This is a genomic window from Bradyrhizobium sp. B124 (assembly GCF_038967635.1).
Classification (GTDB): domain Bacteria; phylum Pseudomonadota; class Alphaproteobacteria; order Rhizobiales; family Xanthobacteraceae; genus Bradyrhizobium.
Genome location: NZ_CP152413.1, coordinates 6,997,013 through 7,016,517, shown reverse-complemented (window position 1 = coordinate 7,016,517; position 19,505 = coordinate 6,997,013). Strand labels below are relative to the sequence as shown.

At 65.6% G+C, this 19,505-nt stretch carries 21 protein-coding genes and 1 riboswitch; of the genes, 11 read left to right on the top strand and 10 right to left on the bottom strand.

The features are described 5' to 3' along the window. Positions 1-150 precede the first annotated feature (150 nt). Positions 151-2,451: a heavy metal translocating P-type ATPase gene (locus tag AAFG13_RS33455; protein WP_342713444.1), complete on the bottom strand. Its 2,301-nt coding sequence runs from the start codon at positions 2,449-2,451 to the stop codon at positions 151-153. A gap of 158 nt (positions 2,452-2,609) precedes the next feature. On the opposite strand from AAFG13_RS33455, the gene AAFG13_RS33450 reads away from it, so the two are divergent. After that, positions 2,610-2,885, top strand: coding sequence for a metal-sensitive transcriptional regulator (locus AAFG13_RS33450; protein ID WP_092124125.1), 276 nt, complete (start codon positions 2,610-2,612; stop codon positions 2,883-2,885). Between the two features lie 192 nt (positions 2,886-3,077). On the opposite strand, the gene ychF is transcribed toward AAFG13_RS33450, so the two are convergent. The 4 genes from ychF to AAFG13_RS33430 all read right to left on the bottom strand — a co-directional run bounded on the left by ychF (position 3,078) and on the right by AAFG13_RS33430 (position 6,240). Further along, positions 3,078-4,175, bottom strand: a complete 1,098-nt coding sequence (gene ychF / locus AAFG13_RS33445) for a redox-regulated ATPase YchF (RefSeq protein WP_212313393.1) — start codon at positions 4,173-4,175, stop codon at positions 3,078-3,080. Between the two features lie 154 nt (positions 4,176-4,329). Beyond that, complete coding sequence (pth, locus tag AAFG13_RS33440) at positions 4,330-4,932, bottom strand: aminoacyl-tRNA hydrolase (RefSeq protein ID WP_212313395.1); 603 nt, start codon at positions 4,930-4,932, stop codon at positions 4,330-4,332. A 55-nt stretch (positions 4,933-4,987) separates the two neighbouring features. Beyond that, the gene (locus AAFG13_RS33435; protein ID WP_176529303.1) at positions 4,988-5,713 is read right to left on the bottom strand and encodes a 50S ribosomal protein L25/general stress protein Ctc; all 726 of its coding nucleotides are present in this window, start codon (positions 5,711-5,713) and stop codon (positions 4,988-4,990) included. A gap of 266 nt (positions 5,714-5,979) precedes the next feature. Further along, complete coding sequence (locus AAFG13_RS33430) at positions 5,980-6,240, bottom strand: accessory factor UbiK family protein (RefSeq protein WP_038388183.1); 261 nt, start codon at positions 6,238-6,240, stop codon at positions 5,980-5,982. Between the two features lie 177 nt (positions 6,241-6,417). On the opposite strand from AAFG13_RS33430, the gene AAFG13_RS33425 reads away from it, so the two are divergent. The 8 genes from AAFG13_RS33425 (at position 6,418) to AAFG13_RS33390 (ending at position 13,264) form a co-directional block, all read left to right on the top strand. Beyond that, complete coding sequence (locus tag AAFG13_RS33425) at positions 6,418-7,149, top strand: dienelactone hydrolase family protein (RefSeq protein WP_342709422.1); 732 nt, start codon at positions 6,418-6,420, stop codon at positions 7,147-7,149. A gap of 16 nt (positions 7,150-7,165) precedes the next feature. After that, entirely contained in the window at positions 7,166-7,657 is a 492-nt protein-coding gene (locus tag AAFG13_RS33420; RefSeq protein ID WP_212313399.1) for a GNAT family N-acetyltransferase, read from the top strand. Between the two features lie 5 nt (positions 7,658-7,662). Then, positions 7,663-8,505 carry a prolipoprotein diacylglyceryl transferase gene (gene lgt / locus AAFG13_RS33415; RefSeq protein WP_342709421.1) on the top strand — a complete coding sequence of 281 codons (843 nt, stop codon included), beginning with the start codon at positions 7,663-7,665 and terminating at the stop codon, positions 8,503-8,505. Between the two features lie 84 nt (positions 8,506-8,589). Next, positions 8,590-9,648 carry an SAM-dependent methyltransferase gene (locus AAFG13_RS33410; RefSeq protein WP_212314312.1) on the top strand — a complete coding sequence of 353 codons (1,059 nt, stop codon included), beginning with the start codon at positions 8,590-8,592 and terminating at the stop codon, positions 9,646-9,648. Beyond that, positions 9,645-10,412, top strand: a complete 768-nt coding sequence (gene pgeF / locus AAFG13_RS33405; protein ID WP_342709420.1) for a peptidoglycan editing factor PgeF — start codon at positions 9,645-9,647, stop codon at positions 10,410-10,412. The genes AAFG13_RS33410 and pgeF overlap by 4 nt, the downstream gene beginning before the upstream one ends. Before the next feature lie 74 nt (positions 10,413-10,486). Beyond that, positions 10,487-11,419, top strand: a complete 933-nt coding sequence (locus AAFG13_RS33400; RefSeq protein WP_342709419.1) for a MerR family transcriptional regulator — start codon at positions 10,487-10,489, stop codon at positions 11,417-11,419. Between the two features lie 104 nt (positions 11,420-11,523). Beyond that, complete coding sequence (locus tag AAFG13_RS33395; RefSeq protein ID WP_212313407.1) at positions 11,524-12,132, top strand: hypothetical protein; 609 nt, start codon at positions 11,524-11,526, stop codon at positions 12,130-12,132. A gap of 178 nt (positions 12,133-12,310) precedes the next feature. Further along, positions 12,311-13,264, top strand: coding sequence for a ribose-phosphate pyrophosphokinase (locus AAFG13_RS33390; protein WP_171948021.1), 954 nt, complete (start codon positions 12,311-12,313; stop codon positions 13,262-13,264). Between the two features lie 153 nt (positions 13,265-13,417). Here AAFG13_RS33390 and AAFG13_RS33385 read toward each other — a convergent pair whose 3' ends face one another. Beyond that, the gene (locus tag AAFG13_RS33385) at positions 13,418-14,224 is read right to left on the bottom strand and encodes an SDR family oxidoreductase (protein ID WP_212313409.1); all 807 of its coding nucleotides are present in this window, start codon (positions 14,222-14,224) and stop codon (positions 13,418-13,420) included. Positions 14,225-14,332: 108 nt separating this feature from the next. Further along, positions 14,333-14,914 carry a 6,7-dimethyl-8-ribityllumazine synthase gene (locus AAFG13_RS33380; protein ID WP_212313411.1) on the bottom strand — a complete coding sequence of 194 codons (582 nt, stop codon included), beginning with the start codon at positions 14,912-14,914 and terminating at the stop codon, positions 14,333-14,335. 78 nt (positions 14,915-14,992) lie between these two features. Continuing rightward, positions 14,993-15,147: riboswitch (FMN riboswitch) on the bottom strand. 444 nt (positions 15,148-15,591) lie between these two features. On the opposite strand from AAFG13_RS33380, the gene AAFG13_RS33375 reads away from it, so the two are divergent. Together AAFG13_RS33375 and proC are read left to right on the top strand one after the other, a co-directional pair. Continuing rightward, the gene (locus tag AAFG13_RS33375) at positions 15,592-16,092 is read left to right on the top strand and encodes a YbjN domain-containing protein (protein ID WP_016844492.1); all 501 of its coding nucleotides are present in this window, start codon (positions 15,592-15,594) and stop codon (positions 16,090-16,092) included. A 215-nt stretch (positions 16,093-16,307) separates the two neighbouring features. Next, the gene (proC, locus tag AAFG13_RS33370) at positions 16,308-17,072 is read left to right on the top strand and encodes a pyrroline-5-carboxylate reductase (RefSeq protein WP_342713443.1); all 765 of its coding nucleotides are present in this window, start codon (positions 16,308-16,310) and stop codon (positions 17,070-17,072) included. A gap of 8 nt (positions 17,073-17,080) precedes the next feature. Here the strand turns inward: proC and AAFG13_RS33365 are convergent, their stop codons facing one another. The 3 genes from AAFG13_RS33365 to hisS all read right to left on the bottom strand — a co-directional run bounded on the left by AAFG13_RS33365 (position 17,081) and on the right by hisS (position 19,475). Next, complete coding sequence (locus AAFG13_RS33365) at positions 17,081-17,491, bottom strand: thioesterase family protein (RefSeq protein ID WP_342709418.1); 411 nt, start codon at positions 17,489-17,491, stop codon at positions 17,081-17,083. A 161-nt stretch (positions 17,492-17,652) separates the two neighbouring features. Beyond that, on the bottom strand, positions 17,653-17,856 hold the full coding sequence (locus AAFG13_RS33360) for a tautomerase family protein (protein WP_044538952.1): 204 nt from the start codon (positions 17,854-17,856) through the stop codon (positions 17,653-17,655). A gap of 104 nt (positions 17,857-17,960) precedes the next feature. Further along, positions 17,961-19,475: a histidine--tRNA ligase gene (gene hisS, locus AAFG13_RS33355; protein WP_342709417.1), complete on the bottom strand. Its 1,515-nt coding sequence runs from the start codon at positions 19,473-19,475 to the stop codon at positions 17,961-17,963. Positions 19,476-19,505: the final 30 nt, after the last annotated feature.

Genomic DNA, 19,505 nt, shown 5'->3' with positions numbered 1-19,505 from the left:
TCGCCGCGCTCTTGCGGGGAGAGGGTTGGGGTGAGGGGCCGCTTCCGCAATATCGGAGGGAGATGGATTCGCTGAGAGTCCCCCTCACCCGGATCGCATCTTACGATGCGATCCGACCTCTCCCCGCAGGCGGGGCGAGGTAAGAGACGCCTAGTCCAGCTGCACCCTCGACAGCCGCAGCGCGTTGCCGATCACGCTGACCGAGGACAGCGCCATCGCGGCGGCGCCGACCATCGGCGACAGCAGGATGCCGAAAAGCGGATACAGCACGCCGGCCGCGATCGGCACGCCGGCGGCGTTGTAGACGAAGGCGAACGCCAGGTTCTGGCGGATGTTGCGCATGGTTGCGACCGACAATCGCCGCGCCCGGACGAGGCCCATCAGGTCGCCGGTGAGCAGCGTGATGCCGGCGCTCTCGATCGCGACATCGGTGCCGCCGCCCATCGCGATGCCGACATCGGCCGCGGCGAGCGCCGGCGCATCGTTGACGCCATCGCCCGCCATCGCGACGGTGCGGCCCTCGCCGCGCAGCCGCTGCACGACCTCGCTCTTGCGCTCCGGCAGCACGCCGGCCTCGACCTCGTCGATGCCGAGCGTTTTCGCCACCGCGCGCGCGGTGGTCTCATTGTCGCCGGTCAGCATCACGATGCGCAGGCCTTCGGCACGCAGCGCCTGCAGCGCATTCGCCGCCGACGGCTTGACCGGATCGGCGATCGCGATCACGCCGGCGACGCGCCCATCGACCGCGACATAGATCGCCGTCGCGCCATCGCGCCGCGCGGCCTCGGCAGCCTGGTCCAGCGTTGACGTTATGATCTTCAACTCACCCATCAGCACCGCATTGCCGAGCGCAACCTGCCTGCCCTCGACCGTACCGGTCGCGCCCTTGCCGGAGGGCGAGGCAAAATTGCTGACGGTCGCCGATGCCAGCTTGCGTTCCCCGGCGGAAGCGATGATGGCCCGCGCCAGTGGATGCTCGCTGCCCTGCTCGACACTGGCGGCAAGACGGAGCACGTCATTCTCGTCGAACCCTTCGGCGGCGATGATGCGCACGACCTTCGGCTTGCCCTCGGTGAGCGTGCCGGTCTTGTCGATGACAAGCGTGTCGATCGCTTCCATCCGCTCCAGCGCCTGCGCGTCGCGAATCAGGATGCCGGAATGCGCGCCGCGGCCGACACCAACCATGATCGACATCGGCGTTGCCAGCCCCAGCGCGCAGGGACAGGCGATGATCAGCACCGTCACCGCGGCGACCAGCGCGAAGGTCAGGCGCGGCTCGGGGCCGAATACCGTCCAGGCGATGAAGGCCAGCACGGCAGCTGCGATCACCGCCGGCACGAACCAGCCGGCGACACGGTCGGCGAGCCGCTGAATCGGCGCGCGCGAGCGCTGCGCCTTCGCCACCATGTCGACGATCCGCGACAGCATGGTGTCGCGGCCGACCTTCTCGGCACGCATCACGAGGCCACCGCTCTGGTTGACGGTGCCGCCGATCACCCTCTCGCCTTCCGCCTTCGTGACCGGCATCGATTCACCCGTGACCATGGATTCGTCGATGACCGCGCTGCCCTCGATGACGACGCCGTCGACCGGCACCTTCTCGCCCGGGCGCACGCGCAGGCGGTCGCCGACCTTGATCGCGTCGATGTCGATGTCCTCGTCGCCATGATCGGTAATGCGCCGCGCGGTCTTGGGCGCGAGACCAAGCAACGCGCGGATCGCGCCCGAAGTCTGCGCGCGGGCGCGCAATTCCAGCACCTGACCGAGCAGCACCAGCACCGTGATCACGGCCGCCGCCTCGAAATAGACCGCGACCGCACCATGCATGTCGCGGAACGCCGGTGGGAACAGCTGCGGCGCCAGCGTCGCGACCACGCTGTAGAGATAGGCGACGCCGACGCCCATGGCGATCAGCGTGAACATGTTGAGGTTACGCGTGACCACCGACTGCCAGCCGCGCACGAAGAACGGCGCGCCGGCCCACAGCACGACGGGCGTCGCCAGCACGAACGAGATCCAGTTCGACCAGCCCTGCGGCACCAGATGCATCAGCCCGAGATGGCTGCCCATCTCGAGCACGAACACAGGCAGCGTCAGCGCCAGCGCGATCCAGAACCGCCTCGTCATGTCGATCAATTCGGGACCCGGCCCATCGTCGAGCGAGATCTGCTCCGGCTCGAGCGCCATACCGCAGATCGGGCAGCTCCCGGGACCGACCTGGCGCACCTCGGGATGCATCGGGCAGGTGTAGATCGTGCCGGCCGGCATCGGCGGCTCCGCCTCGCGCGGCTTGAGGTACTTGTCCGGCTCGGCCTCGAAACGCTCGCGGCAACGCCCGCTGCAGAACAGGTACTCCTCGCCCTTGTAGCTGAAACGATGCTTGGCGGTCGCCGGGTTGACCTTCATGCCGCAGACCGGATCGATCGCGAACGTCGCCTCGGCCGGCGTCATGTGGTGATCGTGCTTGCCGCCGCAGCAGGAATGCGCAGCCGCGCCATGATGGTGATGATCCGCGTGCGAATGATCGTGCTCTGCGTGTGCCACGAGACTCTTCCCGGCCGCTATTCCGGCCTCTTGATTTATATACCCTAGGGGGGTATATGAGACCTATGAGAGACGAGGTCAAGACATCCTGTTTAAAACGGCTCAAACGGATCGAGGGTCAGATCCGCGGGTTGGCCGCCATGGTCGAGGAAGACCGCTATTGCATCGACGTGGTGACGCAGATCGCTGCCGCGCGCGCGGCGCTGCGCCGCGTCGAGGAAGAGGTCCTGCGCGATCATGTCGCCCATTGCGTCGAGCATGCGATCTCGTCCGGCGACAAGGCCGACCAGCGGCGCAAGATCGCCGAGCTGATGGATGTGATCGGCCGCGCGGACCGGTGAGCGCTCTTTGGCTTTGCCCGCCGCACACTCGGTGTCGTCCCTGCGAAGGCAGGGACCCATAACCACAGGACGTGGGGATGAAGCGAGCTGGGGCCACAGCATCGCGCAACAACGGTGCCCTGTGGTTATGGGTCCCGGGTCGCGCTTCGCTTGCCCGGGACGACGAATGGAGAAACCGACGCTAGACCGCGATCAGGTATTGAACCTGAAATGCATGACGTCGCCGTCGGCGACGACGTAGTCCTTGCCTTCGAGCCGCAGCTTGCCGGCATCGCGTGCGCCGGCTTCGCCGTTGCCGGCGATGTAATCCTCATACGCGATGGTCTCGGCGCGGATGAAGCCCTTCTCGAAATCGGTGTGGATCACGCCGGCGGCGGCGGGCGCCTTGGTGCCGCGATCGATGGTCCAGGCGCGCGCTTCCTTCGGGCCGACCGTGAAATAGGTGATGAGGTCGAGCAGCTGGTAGCCGGCGCGGATCAGCCGGTCGAGCCCGGCCTCTTCAAGGCCCAGCGTCTCCAGGAAGTCGACACGCTCCTCGCGCGACAGCGTTGCGATCTCGGATTCGATCTTGGCCGAGATCACGACCGCGACCGCGCCCTCTTCCTTCGCGCGCTCGAACACCGCCTTGGAGAAATTGTTGCCGTCCTTGGCCGAGCCTTCCTCGACATTGCAGACATAGAGCACGGGCTTCGAGGTCAGGAGCCCGAGCATGCGGAACGCACGTTCCTCCTCCGGCTTGCGCTCGAGCGCACGCGCCGGCTTGCCGTCGCGCAGCAGCACCAGCGCACGGTTGACGAGCTCGAGCTGCTCCTTGGCTTCCTTGTCGTTGCCCTTGGCCTTCTTCGAGAGGTTGTCGACGCGCTTCTCCAGGCTGTCGAGGTCGGACAGCATCAGCTCGGTCTCGATGGTCTCGATGTCGGCGAGCGGCGCGATCTTGCCCTCGACATGGGTGATGTCGGAGTCCTCGAAGCAGCGCACCACATGGGCGATCGCATCGACCTCGCGGATGTTGGCGAGGAACTGGTTGCCGAGGCCTTCGCCCTGCGACGCGCCGCGCACCAGACCTGCGATATCGACGAAGGTCAGCCGGGTCGGGATGATCTGCGCGGACTTCGCGATTGCCGACAGCTTCTCAAGCCGCGGATCGGGCACCGCCACTTCGCCGACATTCGGCTCGATAGTGCAGAACGGATAGTTCGCCGCCTGGGCGGCCGCCGTCTCGGTCAGCGCATTGAACAGCGTCGACTTGCCGACGTTAGGCAGCCCGACGATCCCGCATTTGAATCCCATGTTCGTCCCGATCTCTCGCGCTCACGTTGCGCGGCTGAAACTGAGTGGGGTCGTCATACGCGGGCTTGACCCGCGTATCCATCCCACTGGAAAGAGTGGATCGCCGGGTCATCCCCGATCAGGTCGGGGACAGGCGCCCGGCGACGACGAGGGTCTACGGCTCCTCGTCCTTGGTGTCGAAAAATCCCTTGGCCTGCATCGTCAGATGCACCTTGTTGGCGAACGAGGCGTCATGCCCCGCAGCCAGCAGGCCGGCATTGTCGGCGACGGCCTGGCACAAGGCCTCCACCCACGCCCGGTCGCTCTTGGCGAAGTCCGACAGCACGTGGCTGTGCACGAGCTCCTTGACGCCGGGATGACCGATCCCGAGCCGCACCCGGCGATATTCGTTGCCGATATGCGCGGAGATCGAGCGCAGCCCGTTATGGCCGGCGATGCCGCCGCCGATCTTGACCCGCACCTTGGCGGGCGGCAGTTCGAGCTCGTCCTGGAACACGGTGATGTCGGCGGAGGCAAGCTTGAAGAAGTTCGCCGCTTCCTGCACCGCGCGCCCGGACTCGTTCATGTAGGTGGTCGGCTTCAGCAGCACGACCTTCTCACGATCGACCACGCCTTCGGAGGTCTCGCCCTGAAAGCGACGGCGCCATGGTGCGAAACCATGACGCCGTGCAATCTCGTCGACCGCCAGAAAACCGATATTGTGCCGGTTGCTGGCGTATTTCGCGCCAGGATTACCGAGACCGACAAAAAGGCGCATGGCGCGGCATCCCGCGTCGGCGCGCCATCACACGATCGCGCGCCGACATGATCGATTACTTCTTCTTGTCGCCACCGCCGGCGGGAGCCTTGGCACCCGCGGCCGGAGCCGCAGCACCCGCAGCCGGAGCCGCCGCAGCGGCCGGAGCTGCAGCACCCGCGGCCGGAGCCGCGCCACCAGCAGCCGCCGCAGCTGCGGCCTTCTGCTCTTCGGCGTAGCCGGACGGCGGCACGATGGTGACCAGCGTCGCGTCCTCGCGGGTCAGCGACTTCACGCCCTTGGGCAGCGTGACCTCGGAGAGATGCAGCGAGTAGCTGATCTCGAGGCTGCCGACGTCGACTTCGATGTATTGCGGAATGTTGTCGACCGCGCACTCAAGGTCGAGCGCGTGGGTGACGATGTTCACGGTGCCGCCGCGCTTGATGCCGGGGGCGGTTTCCGCGTTCACGACGTGCAGCGGCACGCTGACGCGGATGGTCGCGCCTTCGCCGAGCCGCATGAAGTCGACATGGAGCGGGAAGTCCTTCACCGGGTCGAGGTGGAAGTCGCGCGGAATCACGCGGTGCTTCTTGCCCTCGAGGTCGATGTCATAGATCGTGGTCAGGAACCGGCCCGCCAGGATGCGCTGGCGCAGTTCACGATCGTCGACCGAGATGGTGACAGGGGGTTGATTGTCTCCGTAGATCACTCCGGGAACTCTCCCGGCGCGACGCTCTGCCCGGGCGGCCCCCTTGCCGCTCTTCGGACGCGCGGTCGCCTTCAATTCCTTGACGGTCGCCATAGCGTTAAGTCCTTGTATTTAAAAAGTTAAAGGCCGCAGCGCGGCCCATGCTCAGGTCCACAGCAAGCCTCCAGGGGTGCGGGGGCCGCGGACGTGGCGGGCTTTTAGCCCCAAAGGGCCGAAATGACAAGGAAATGAAGGGATTTTTCTTGGGTTACCGAGGGAGGATCGTAGCCCGGATGGAGCGAAGCGAAATCCGGGGCTATCACCTCAACGGGGCCAGCCCCCGGATTGCGCCTCGCTCCATCCGGGCTACGCGGCGTCCGTCAACCGGCTGAACCGCCCAGCTTGGCTTCCAGCGCGGCGATCCTCGCCTTCAGCGCCTCGTTCTCCTCGCGCGCCAGACGGGCCATGTCCTTGACCGCGTCGAATTCCTCGCGCTTGACCACATCGAGGTCGCGCAGGATCCGTTCGGCCTGGTTGCGCATGACCGTGTCGACCTCGCGCTTGACGCCTTGGGCTGCGCCCGCGGCGTCGTTCATCAGACGGCCGATCTCATCGAAAAACCGGTTGCTGGTCTGGGTCATCTGGCAAAACTCTCCGCGTTCACTGAATCGCCAGAAGACAATGGCGATCCCCGCCATCCGGTTCAAGTCCGCCGCGAATGGCAGACCTTACGGGCGCTTGCCTTGTCATGCTCCGGTTTCCTTGCAATCGTATGAACTCACAACAGAAATCGCACACATAACGCGAGCAGAAGCGCCATGATCGAGCAGACCGTCGAGATCCCGACCAAGGACGGCAAGACCACCACCTTCATCGCCCATCCCGAGCGCGGCGGCCCCTTCCCTGTCGTCATCTTCTACATGGACGCGCCCGGTATCCGCGAGGAGCTGCGCGACATGGCGCGCCGGCTCGGCACGTCAGGCTACTATGTGATGCTGCCCAACATGTATTACCGCGCCGGCGCGATGGAGCTCGGCCCGATCAATCCCGATCCGGAATCGCCCGAGCGCAAGCGCATGTTCGAGCTGATGCACTCGCTCAACATTCCGCTGGTCATGGAAGATACCAAGGGCCTGCTCGCCTACGCCGAGACGCAGAAGGCCGCCAACACCAGGATCATCGGCACCGTCGGCTACTGCATGAGCGGCCGCTATGCGGTGAACGCGGCGACGCATTTCAGCGATCGCGTCAAGGCCGCCGCCTCGGTCTACGGCACGCATCTGGCGACCGACCAGCCCGACAGCCCGCACCTCGCAGCGCAGAAGACCAAGGCCGAGCTCTATTTCGCCTGCGCCGAGACCGACATCTACGCCCCGGCGGAGATCATCGAGCAGGTGAAGACGGGCATGAAGGGCTCGACCAACGAGGTCGAGATCTATCCCGGCACCCATCATGGCTTCGCCTTCCCCAAGCGCCCGGTCTACGACCGCGACGCCGCCGAACGCCATTGGGAGCGGCTGCTCGCGCTCTATCGCCGCAACCTGGTCTGAGGCCCAAAGAAAACGGATGGCGGAGGCAGCGCGCATTCGAGACTACCGTAGCTCCGACGCCGACGAGGTGAACCGGCTTGCGGTGACAGCCTTCGAGCAATTCCGCGACGCCTTCGACGACTGGCCGGCGATGCGAGCCGGCCTGTCAAAAACTTCTGAATTGAGTTCCGGCGGCGAGATCATCGTCGCCGAGCTCGGTAACCGGCTGACCGGCGCGGTCGGCTATTTTGGGCCCGGCGTCAAAAAGGCCGCATTCTTCGATCAGGCATGGCCGATCATTCGTATGCTGGTGGTGGACCCGGTCGACAGGGGCAAGGGACTCGGGCATGCGTTGACATCGGAATGCCTCGCCAGGGCGCGGCGCGACCGGTGCCGGACCATTGCGCTTCACACGAGCCCCATCATGACGGTCGCCTTGCCGATGTATCTCAGGATGGGCTTCAGCAAGGTGCATGACGCTCCGCCCATTCATGGCGTGCCCTACGCCGTCTACACGAAAGCGCTCTGATCCCGATGCCGTTCCTGCTGATCGACTTTCCGGTGTTCAACCCCGTCGCGCTCGCGTTCGGGCCGATCGTGATCCGCTGGTATGCGCTAGCCTATATCGTCGGCATCGTGCTGGGCTGGATCTATGCGCGCTCGCTGATCAAGAAGCAGCGGCTGTGGGGCGGCCCGGCGCCGATCACGCTGCCGCAGCTCGACGATTTCATCCTCTGGGTCACCATCGGTATCATCGTCGGCGGCCGCACCGGCTACGTGCTGTTCTACAACCTGCCCTTCTTCATCGCGCACCCGTCCGAGATCCTGGAATTGTGGAAAGGCGGCATGTCGTTCCACGGCGGCTTCCTCGGCTGCGTCGCCGCGGTGATGCTGTTTGCCCGCCGCAACAACATCCCGATCCTGTCACTCGGCGACATCACCACCGCGGTCGCGCCGATCGGGCTGTTCCTCGGCCGGCTCGCCAATTTCATCAACAGCGAATTGTGGGGCCGTCACGCCGATCCAAGCCTGCCCTGGGCCATGATCTTCCCCAATGGCGGACCGCTGCCGCGCCATCCGAGCCAGCTCTACGAAGCCGGGCTCGAGGGCATCGTGCTGTTCACGGCGCTGGCGATCATGATCCGGATGGGCGCGCTCAAGCGGCCCGGCCTGATCCTCGGCAGCTTCATTGCGATCTACGGCATCGCCCGGATTATCGGCGAGCATTTCAGGGAGCCCGATCCGCAGCTCGGATTCCTGTGGGGCGGATTAACCATGGGCATGCTGCTGTCGGTGCCAATGATCATTGTGGGCGCTATCATCATCACGGCCGCCATTCGCCGCAGGGCGAACGGGCCGGCGCCGAGTTCAACATAAAGCAAGTGCAATCCAAGGAAGGCTGTGAGCGAACCCACCCCACTGCTGGATGAGATCAGGAAGCTGATCAAGCTGTCCGGGCCGATGCCGGTCTGGCGCTACATGGAATTGTGCCTGATGCATCCGCGCTACGGCTACTATTTGTCGCGCGATCCGCTCGGCCGCGAGGGCGATTTCACCACGGCGCCCGAGGTCAGCCAGATGTTCGGCGAACTGCTCGGGCTGTGGAGCGCCTCGATCTGGCGCGCGATCGGCTCGCCGGACACGCTCCGCCTGATCGAACTCGGGCCCGGCCGCGGCACCATGATGTCGGATGCGCTGCGCGCGTTGCGCGTGCTGCCGCCGCTGTACCAGTCGCTCAGCATCCACCTCGTCGAGGTCAATCCGGTGCTGCGCGAAAAGCAGCACGCCACGCTGACCGGCGTGCGCAACATCACCTGGCACGACAGTATCGACGACGTGCCGGAGGGACCGGCGGTGATCCTCGCCAACGAATATTTCGACGTGCTGCCGATCCACCAGATGGTCCGCCGCGAGACCGGCTGGCACGAGCGCACGGTCGGGATGGATGCCAATGGCAACCTGTATTTCGCGCCCGCCGCCGAGCCGACACCGCATTTCGAGGTGCTGCTGCCGCCGCTGGTGCGCGCCGCCCCGCTCGGCGCGGTGTTCGAATGGCGGCCTGACAGCGAGATCATGAAGCTCGCAACGCGCCTGCGCGACCAGGACGGCGCCGCGCTGATCATCGATTACGGCCATCTACGCAGCGACGCCGGCGACACCTTCCAGGCGATCGCGCGCCACAGCTTCGCCGACCCGCTGAAGAACCCGGGACAGGCCGACGTGACGGCGCATGTCGATTTTCAGGCCCTGGCGCGGGCCGCCGAGGATGTCGGCGCGCGCGTCCACGGGCCGGCGACGCAGGGCGACTTCCTCAAGCGCCTCGGCGTCGAGGCCCGTGCCGCCGGACTGATGGCGAAAGCTTCACCCGAGGTCTCCGCCGATATTGCCGGTGCGCTGAAACGCCTGACCGATTCCGGACGCGGCGGGATGGGCTCGATGTTCAAGGTCATGGCCATCTCCGATCCGCACCTCACCTCGATCGCTGGCCTCAGCGATCAGCCTGACGAGACCGAACAATGACATTGGGATCACCGCTGCTGTCGGCCATTCCGGGCCTGCGCCACGCCTTCTTCTCGCGCGAGGGCGGCGTCTCCGAGGGTATCTATGCCGGCCTCAATGGCGGGCTTGGCTCGCACGACGATCCGGCCAAGGTCGCCGAGAATCGGCGGCGGATGGCGGAGCAGCTCGGCGTGCCGCTCGATCACTTCATCAGCGTGCATCAGGTGCACTCGCCTGACGTCGTGACCGTGACTGGTCCATGGAATGGCGCTGCGCGCCCGAGGGCGGACGCGCTCGTCACGCGCACCGAAGGCCTCGCGATCTCGGTCACGACGGCCGACTGCGGCCCGATCCTGTTCGTCGATCCCCATGCGCGGGTGATCGGCGCGGCGCATGCCGGCTGGAAGGGCGCGCTGACCGGCGTGCTGGAATCGACCATCGATGCGATGGAGAAACTCGGCGCCGAGCGCGGCGGCATCGTCGCCGCCATCGGTCCGCTGATCCGCAAGGAATCCTACGAGGTCGGAAACGAATTCATCGAACGCTTCATCGAGGCCGATGCCGAGAACGGCATGTTCTTCATGCCCGCCGAACGCGACGGCCACGCGATGTTCGATCTCGCCGGCTTCATCCGGATGCGGCTGGAAAATGCCGGCGTGCTGATGATCGACGATCTCGGCATCGACACCTATTCCGACGAGCGCTGTTTCAGCTACCGCCGCTCCGTGCACCGCAAGGAAGCCGATTACGGCCGGCACGTTCACGCCATCACGCTGGAAGGCTGACGCCGGGCGACTCTACCGTTTTTGTGCGACAAGCGCCTTGACTCTCCACCTGCTGGAGACCGGACAAGCGGCGCATGACACAACGCACCTACAGCATCGGCGAGGCGGCGCGGCTCAGCGGAATTTCGGTCCGGAAGCTCCGCTTCTATTCGGACCAGGGGTTGCTGCCGCCGGCCGGCCGCACCGCGAGCGGCTATCGCGTCTTCACCGACGATGAACTGGTTCGCCTCGACCTGATCCGTTGCCTGCGCGATGCGGGGCTCGGGCTCGACTCCATTCGTGAGGTCCTGAGCAAGGAACTCTCGCTGGTCGAGGCGCTGAAGCTTCGCCTCGAGACGCTCGAAGCGGAGATCGCGGCACAGCGCCGCGTCGCCTCGGCCCTGCGGGCTGCGTTGCGTTCACCGCAACTCACCGAAGCAGATCTGAGGAGATTCCTGACCATGACGCAGCTGTCCCGCACTGAGCGCCGCAACGTCGTCGAACGCTTTTTCGAGAGAGTGTCCGACGGCATCAACATCGACCGGACGTGGATCCGGCAGATGATCGAGACCAGCGTACCCGAATTGCCCGACGAGCCGACGCCAGAGCAATGCGATGCGTGGATCGAGCTTTCGGAGATGCTCAATGATCCCTCCCTCGTCGCCAACCTCCGCGCCAACGCGGAGGATGTCTGGAATCACCACGTGCTGGATCTCGCTGCCTGGCAAGCGGCCAACGAAACCGTGCTGGCCAAGGCCAAGGAGATCATCGCGCGCGACCTCGGGCCGGCGTCGGAGGCGGGCCAGGTGCTGGCACGCGACTGGCTGGCGACGTCGGCGCGATTGCTGAAGCGAGAAGCCGACCTCGAATTCCGCAACTGGATTCGCGGCAAGTACGCGCTGCACGACGCCCGTGCGGCCCGCTACTGGGAACTCGTCGCCATCATGCGCGGGCAGTCGCCGGACGCAAGCCCGAACCGCGAGTGGGCTTGGATCACCGAAGCCATGCGGCATCATCTGGCCGACTGAGCTGGAAATATCGAGAAAGGAATTCGGTCCTCTCCCCGGATCGTTAAGTGCTGTGGCCGTCCTGCCCTAGACGTTAAGCCGTTTTAACGATATCGCAGGACGCAATGAGGGAAGCGTCAAACCACCAGTTTCAAACTGGGACAGTCGTGCGTGCCGCGATCGCAGCCACATGGCTGGCGATTGGGTCCGCGCTCGGCGGATGCGCGGCCGGCGGCAACGTGGCCGACTCCTACGCGATGGCGACGCCCGCGAGCGGCGGCGCAACCGTCGCCTTCGAATCGATCGACGGTCCGCCGCCCCAGGTATTCGACCGCATGGTGGGCGTGCTCGACAGCGAATCCAAGCTGCGCAGCCTGTCGATCGTGTCGCGCCAGGCCACGGCGGCCTATCGCGTGCGCAGCTATCTCTCGGCGCAGGTGGTGCGCGGCCGCACCATGATCGCGTGGGTGTGGGACGTCTACGACAGCAACCAGCAACGGGCGCTCCGGCTGTCCGGCGAAGAGCCCGCCGGCAAGGCCGGCCGCGACGCCTGGGCCGCCGCCGACGATCTGGTGCTGCGCAAGATCGCCCAGGCCGGCCTCAGCGGCCTCTCCGGCATGATCAATGGCGGCCCGGCGCCCGGCCCGGCACCGGAGCTCCGTGGGCCAGCGATGGTCAGTGCCCCGGCCCCCGCCGCGCCCGAAACCGTGGCACTCAGCTATTCCGCCAACTAACCCCCGGAATCTCCCGGGGAAAGGCGCTTTTTGCCCAGGAAAACGTGGGCCGAAGCGCCTAATGGGTTGCCATCGGAGCCGCCTGCCTGATATTCCCTCGCGCACCGAAAACCCGCCGGTTCTGTAAGGACTTGAGATGCTGAACGTCGTATCCAGCAAGGCGCGGGGGGAAGCATCGATGTCGGCAAAGAACGGATCAATCAAGCTCGTCGCCGGCAACTCCAATCCTGCGCTGGCGCAGGACATTGCCAAGGGACTTGGCATCGAACTGACCAAGGCCGTGGTCCGGCGCTTCGCCGACATGGAGATCTTCGTCGAGATCCAGGAGAACGTCCGCGGTTCGGACATGTTCATCATTCAGTCGACGTCGTATCCGGCCAACGACAATCTGATGGAGCTTTTGATCATCACCGACGCGTTGCGCCGTTCCTCGGCGCGCCGCATCACGGCGGTGGTGCCCTATTTCGGCTACGCCAGGCAGGATCGCAGGTCCGGCTCGCGTACGCCGATCTCGGCCAAGCTCGTCGCCAACCTGATCTCGCACTCCGGCGTCGATCGCGTCATGACGCTCGATCTGCACGCCGGCCAGATCCAGGGCTTCTTCGACATCCCGACCGACAATCTGTTCGCGGCGCCCCTGATGGTGCGCGATATCCGAGAGAAGTTCGACCTCGCCAAGGTGATGGTGGTGTCGCCCGACGTCGGCGGCGTGGCGCGTGCCCGCGGCCTCGCCAAGCGCATCAACACCCCGCTGGCGATCGTCGACAAGCGCCGCGAGCGCCCCGGTGAGTCCGAGGTGATGAACGTGATCGGCGACGTCGCCGGCTACAATTGCATCCTGGTCGACGACATCGTGGACTCCGGCGGCACGCTGGTGAACGCGGCCGAGGCGCTGATCGCGCACGGCGCCAAGGAAGTCTCGGCCTACATCACCCACGGCGTGCTGTCCGGCGGCGCCGCCGCGCGAATCGCCTCGTCGCGGCTGAAGGAACTGGTCATCACCGACTCGATCCTGCCGACCGAAGCCGTCAACAAGGCGCCGAACATCCGCCAGATCTCGATCGCCGGCCTGATCGCCGAAGCGATCGGCCGCACCGCGGCGGAAGAGTCGGTTTCCAGCCTGTTCGATTGAGGCCCACCGTCGTCCCGGCGAAAGCCGGGACCCATAACCACAGGACTCCGTTACGGAGCAAACCTGTAGCCACAGCCCTTCGCAATAACAAACATCGTGGTTATGGGTCCCGGCTCAAGGCCGGGACGACACTGAATATGCGGCCCCACCACCTCAAAACCCCGGCCGCGGCACGTGGCTCATCAGCGTCCGCGCATAGCCGCCGTCGACGATGATCTCCTCACCATTGACGTAGGACGCGCGGTCGCTCGCCAGGAACAGGGTCGCGTCGGCCATGTCCTGTGGCGCGCCGATCCGGCGCATCGGCACCACGGCGGTGCGCCGCTCGGTGACCCCTGGCGTATCATAGAAGGCCTGGCTCATCGGCGTGACGACGAGGCCCGGGCTGACCACATTGCTGCGGATGCCGTGCGGCCCCCATTCGGCGGCGAGTTGCTGCGAGAGCATCACGACGGCGGCCTTGCTGACGCTGTAGGCGCCGCTCTGCCCCTGCGCATTGCTGGCGGCGATCGAGGCGACGTGGATGAGGCTGCCGCGTCCGGTCTTGCGCATCTGGCGGCCGAACGCCTGCGCGCAGATGAAGTAGCCGGTGAGATTGATCGCCAGCACCGCATTCCATTCGGCGAGCGGCAGCGTATCGAGCCCGCCGGGGCGCAGCACCGCCGCGGTGTTGACGAGGATGTCGCAAGAACCAAGCGTGCGCGCGACCGCATCGGCGGCAGCCGCGACGTTGTCCTCGCTGGTCGTGTCGCAGCTCGCGACGAGATGACCGTCGCCGAACTCGCGAAGCTTTGCCTTGGTCTCGGCCAACCCACGCTCGTCGCGATCGAGCGCGGCGACCCTGACGCCGGCGCGCGCGAAACTGACCGCGGTGGCGCGGCCGATGCCGCCGCCTCCGCCGGTGACGACGGCAACGCGGCCCGACAGGCCGAGCCAGTCGGAAGATTGTTGTTCGGTCATGGGCGCCTCCCGCGCGTTCTGATTATGCCGGCAAGCATAACCGAACGCGCTGGCTGCGACAGCGATCCCGGCACGCATGCCGGAATCGCTTTTGCGCCGGGCCTTGAACTAGCCAGGTATTCCCGCCGCGACCTGGCCGCGCAGCCGTTCGAGGCTGAGCAGCGTGTTGGCGCAGGCCTCCGCGACCTCGATCCCCTTGATCACGAAGTGCTTGCGGAAGAAGTCGTAATGCACCTCGGTCTCGTGGAATTGCTGCGGCGTCAGCACCGCCGAGAACACCGGCACCTCGGTGCGCAACTGCACATCCATCAGCGCCTTGATCACGGTATCGGCGACGAATTCGTGGCGGTAGATGCCGCCATCGACAACGAGCCCGGCCGCGACGATCGCGGTGTAGCGGCGGGTCTTCGCCAGCAGTTGCGCATGCAGCGGGATCTCGAACGAGCCCGGCACTTCGAACACATCGACATTGGTGATGTGGCGCGCCTCGATCTCCTTCAGGAAGGAGATGCGGCACTCTTCCACCACATCGCGATGCCAGGACGACTGCACGAAGGCAACGCGCTGCGGCTTTGCGAAGTGCGGATGCTCCGGCGCCGGCGGACTAGCCGGCGTATCGGGAAGGCTTTCTGCTTGGGAGGTCTGGACTTGAGAAGCTTGAACGTCTTGGTCTTGCAACATCTGATTCATGGCTTTCCTCTTTCAGGACCAGAATCAGGGCACACGGACAACGACACAAGCCCACGCGAAAATCGCGTTGGCTGCCGCAACCGTTCTCTTTCATCCGGACTGTAACCGTCGGCTTCGGAATTGCACCGAATCTGCTGACCCTTCCTCCGGCTTCGCGGAAGAAGGCGCTCGCGGGCTTGGGCTCGTCACCCTTTACCGCCGGTGGGGATTTTCACCCCGCCCTGAGAACATCGGCACGCCCGGGATGGACGTGCCTGAGGCGAAATATGACCAAACCGCGACAGCGGGGCAAGCACCTTTGGCATGGGGAAACGGCATGTCCCCATGAGCGCGCCGCGGCTCTTGCAGAGTGATGTGAGTGCCCGAAAGGCTGATTCACGCGTGCGGCGAAGCGCCTGCCAATGGTTAATAAATCGTTACGCGAACGCCTAGATTCCGATTTGTTCGCAAAATCACAAGTGTGGCGGAGATCAGCTGTGGACGATGCGCGCTTTGGCTGTGGACGGACTCGGCGTGCGGTTGCGCGGATTCCGCAAATCACATCACTTCATCGGCGTCAGGTCCAGGGGCATCCGGAAGCCCGGTCAAGGAACTGCACTCGGCCACGACGCAGTATGTCGCAAGTGCCGGCTTCCGTGTGCGTATCAAGCGATCATAAGAACAAGGTCCGAGACGGCATGTCCCTCCTCGAAAGCATTATCGATTCCCGGAACAACCCGCTTGCGGTGGTCGAGGATATCGCCACCGACAACAACTGGGCGTTCGAGCGTTCCGGCGAAGACGAGGTGACGATCGTCTCCAAGGGAGACTGGATCGACTATCAGCTCTCCTTCACCTGGATGGGAGAGATCGAGGCGCTGCATCTCGCCTGCGCCTTCGATATGAAGATGCCGCAGGCGCGCCGCGCCGAGGTGCAGCGGCTGGTCGCCGCGATCAACGAGCAATTATGGGTCGGCCATTTCGACCTGTGGACCCACACCGGCATGGTCATGCATCGTCAGGCGCTGGTGCTGCCCGGCGGCCTCACCGCGTCCACCGCGCAATGCGAGGCCATGGTGGTCAACGCGATCCATGCCTGCGAGCGCTACTATCCTGCGTTCCAGTTTGTGGTGTGGGCCGGCAAGTCGACCGCCGAGGCGATGGCCGCCGCGATGTTCGATACCGAGGGCGAGGCGTAAGCGCATCCTCAGTGTCGTCCCGGCGAAGGCCGGGACCCATACTCCGCGGCCGCGGGGCCTGAGCAAACTGCTTGTGGCTCCTTCCTCGCTTCACTAGAACCACATGTGGTTATGGGTCCCGGCCTTCGCCGGGACGACGAGCGGTGACACCTGTGAACACAAGCAGCGCATTGACGAACACTTCCGGCACCATCGCGCTCGCAGGCGCGGGCAAGATGGGCGGTGCAATGCTGACCGGCTGGCTCGCGCAGGGCCTCTCGCCCAAGCAGGTCGCGGTGATCGATCCGCATCTTTCGCCTGAGATCTCCGCGCTTGCCGCGAAGGGGGTAAGGCTCAATCCGCAGGCGATGGAGCTCGGCACGGTCGACACGCTTGTCGTCGCGGTGAAGCCGCAATCATTCCGCGACGCCGGCGCCGCGCTGAAGGCGCTGGTCGGTCCGTCGACACTCGTGGTCTCGATCATGGCCGGCACGACGATGTCAGCGCTGGAAGACGTGGTCGGCGGCGCAGTGGTGCGCGCGATGCCGAACACACCGGCGGCGATCGGCCGCGGCATCACGGTCGCGGTGCCCTCAAAGCGCGTCACCGCCGCGCAGCGCGCCATGACCGATGCGCTGCTGAAAGCGACCGGGCTGGTCGAATGGGTCGACGATGAGAGCCTGATGGATGCGGTGACCGCGGTCTCGGGCTCCGGCCCGGCCTATGTCTTCCTGCTCGCCGAGGAGCTCGCCCGCGCCGGCGTCGCGGCCGGCCTGCCCGAGCAGCTCGCGACCACGCTGGCGCGCGCGACCGTCGCCGGCTCCGGTGAGTTGCTGCATCGCTCGGATCTGCCGTCGGCGACACTGCGGCAGAATGTCACCTCACCCGGCGGCACCACCGCGGCCGCGCTCGAGGTGCTGATGGCGAGTGACGGCCTACAGCCGCTGATGACCCGCGCCATCGCCGCCGCGACCCGGCGCTCGAAGGAATTGGCGAAGTAGTCTTTCGCCTACTGCGCTTGCCCCGAGGTCCCGGCGAGCCGCTTGTTGAAACTCTCGACATTGATCAGGCCGCGGGCGTGGCGGCCTTCGCCGAGCTTGCGCGTGCCCTCAAAGGCCTCGACCGCGAAGCGGATCACGCGGCGCTCGACCGCGATCACCCTTGCGGTGGTCCGTACCGTGGCGCCGACAAGAGCGGCGGCGAGATGGCGGATATCGACCTCGGTCCCAACCGTGACCCAGCCGGGCTGCAACGCACCGCGGATGGCATCGCCCGACGCCATCTCCATTTCGAGGATCATCATCGGCGTCGCATAGACCATCGGCATGCCGGGCACGAAATGCCCGACCGTGCGCTCCGGCGGCACCACGAGCATGCGCTCGGCGCTCATGCCGATCCTGATGAAGTCGCGTGCGTCCATCGGTGCCTCAAAACAGACGTCGTCCCGGGCAAGCGAAGCGCGACCCGGGACCCATAACCACGAATTTCAGTTGGTCGATGGCTGGGGCCGCAGCCTTTGCCAATCACCGGCATCGGTGGTTATGGGTCCCTGCTTTCGCAGGGACGACGAAGTGAATGTGATTACTTCTTCGCGGCGGCGGCGCGCTCGACGAAGGTCTTGCCACCCTTCATCTTGTGATGCAGCGGCGCTTCATTGATCTGGATCACGACGGCATCGGCGTCGACGCCGAGGTTCTTCACCAGCGCCTGGGTGATGTCGCGCATCATGCCGGCCTTCTGCTCGTCGGTGCGGCCGGCGGCCATGCTCACGGTGATCTCGGGCATCGGAATAACTCCCTTGTTGTTGTTGACGTGCGTCTGCCGGTCTGGCTGGCGCGCCATCTTTTTGAAGATGGATGCGCGGGTCAAGCCCGCGCACGACAAACCAGCTATCCCCAGTTCACGTCGTGGCGCGCGAGCACCTCGCGTACCTTGGCGACCAGATCGGCCTCGGCGCAGGAGAACTGCGCGGGGCGCGTTTCGCGCCATTCCTGATTGGACGCGATCGCAGCCGCCGCCTTGGCGCCCTCGATCAAATCCTTGATCTGCACCTCGCCGCGCGCCTTCTCATCCGAGCCCTGGATGATCACGCAGGGCGAGTGGCGGCGGTCGGCATATTTGAGCTGGTTGCCCATGTTCTTCGGGTTGCCGAGGTAGAGCTCGGCGCGGATGCCGGCCTGGCGCAGCTCTGCGACCATCTTCTGGTAGTCGGCGACGCGGTCGCGATCGAAAACGGTGACGACGACGGGCCCGAACTCGGCCTGCGTGTCGAGCTGGCCGAGCATCGTCAGCGCGGCCTGCAGGCGCGAGACACCGATCGAGAAGCCGGTCGCCGGCACCGGCTCGCCGCGGAAGCGCGAGACGAGACCGTCGTAGCGGCCGCCGCCACCAACCGAGCCGAACCGCACCGGGCGGCCCTTCTCGTCCTTGGTATCGAGCAGCAGCTCAACCTCGTAGACCGGGCCGGTGTAGTATTCGAGGCCGCGAACGACGGTGGGATCGATGCGGATGCGATCTGCGCCATAGCCGGACGCCGCGACCAGTTTCGCGATCTCTTCGAGCTCGCTCACGCCAGCCTGACCGACTTCACTCTTCGCAAGGTAGGTCTCGGCCGCAGCGATGGCGTCTTTCCAATCGTCGCGCTTCTGCGTGACGGCCAGAACGATATCGGCATCCGCCGGGCTCAGCTCGGCGCCCTTGGTAAAGTCGCCCTTGCCCTCTTCGCCGCCATCCCATCGCCCGGGACCGAGCAGCTTGCGAACCTCATCGGCAGGAAACTTGTCGAGCTTGTCGATCGCGCGCAGCACCGTGAGCCTGCGACCTGCATTGTCGTCGCCGCCGAGACCGATCGCCTCGAGCACGCCATCGAGCACCTTGCGGTTGTTCACCTTCACGACATAGGAGCCGCGCGGAATCCCCAGCGCTTCCATCGTGTCGGCCGCCATCATGCAGATCTCGGCGTCGGCCGCCGGCGTCGCCGAGCCGACGGTGTCGGCATCGAACTGCATGAACTGGCGGAAGCGGCCGGGACCCGGCTTCTCGTTGCGGAAGACATAGCCGAACCGATACGACCGATAAGGCTTCGGCAGCGCGTCGAAGTTCTCCGCGACATAGCGCGCGAGCGGCGCGGTCAGGTCGTAGCGCAGCGAGATCCACTGCTCGTCATCGTCCTGGAACGAGAACACGCCCTCGTTGGGACGGTCCTGGTCGGGCAGGAATTTGCCGAGCGCATCGGTATATTCCATCGCCGGCGTCTCCACCGGCTCGAAGCCGTAGAGCTCGTAGACGGCGCGGATCTTCTCGACCATCGCCCGCGTGGCATTGATCGCGGCCGGGCCACGATCTTCCAGCCCGCGCGGCAGGCGCGCCTTCAGTTTCTGGGGTTTTTTGGGTTTCTCGGCCATTGGCGGCGTTTACCAGCGGACGCGCAAGGC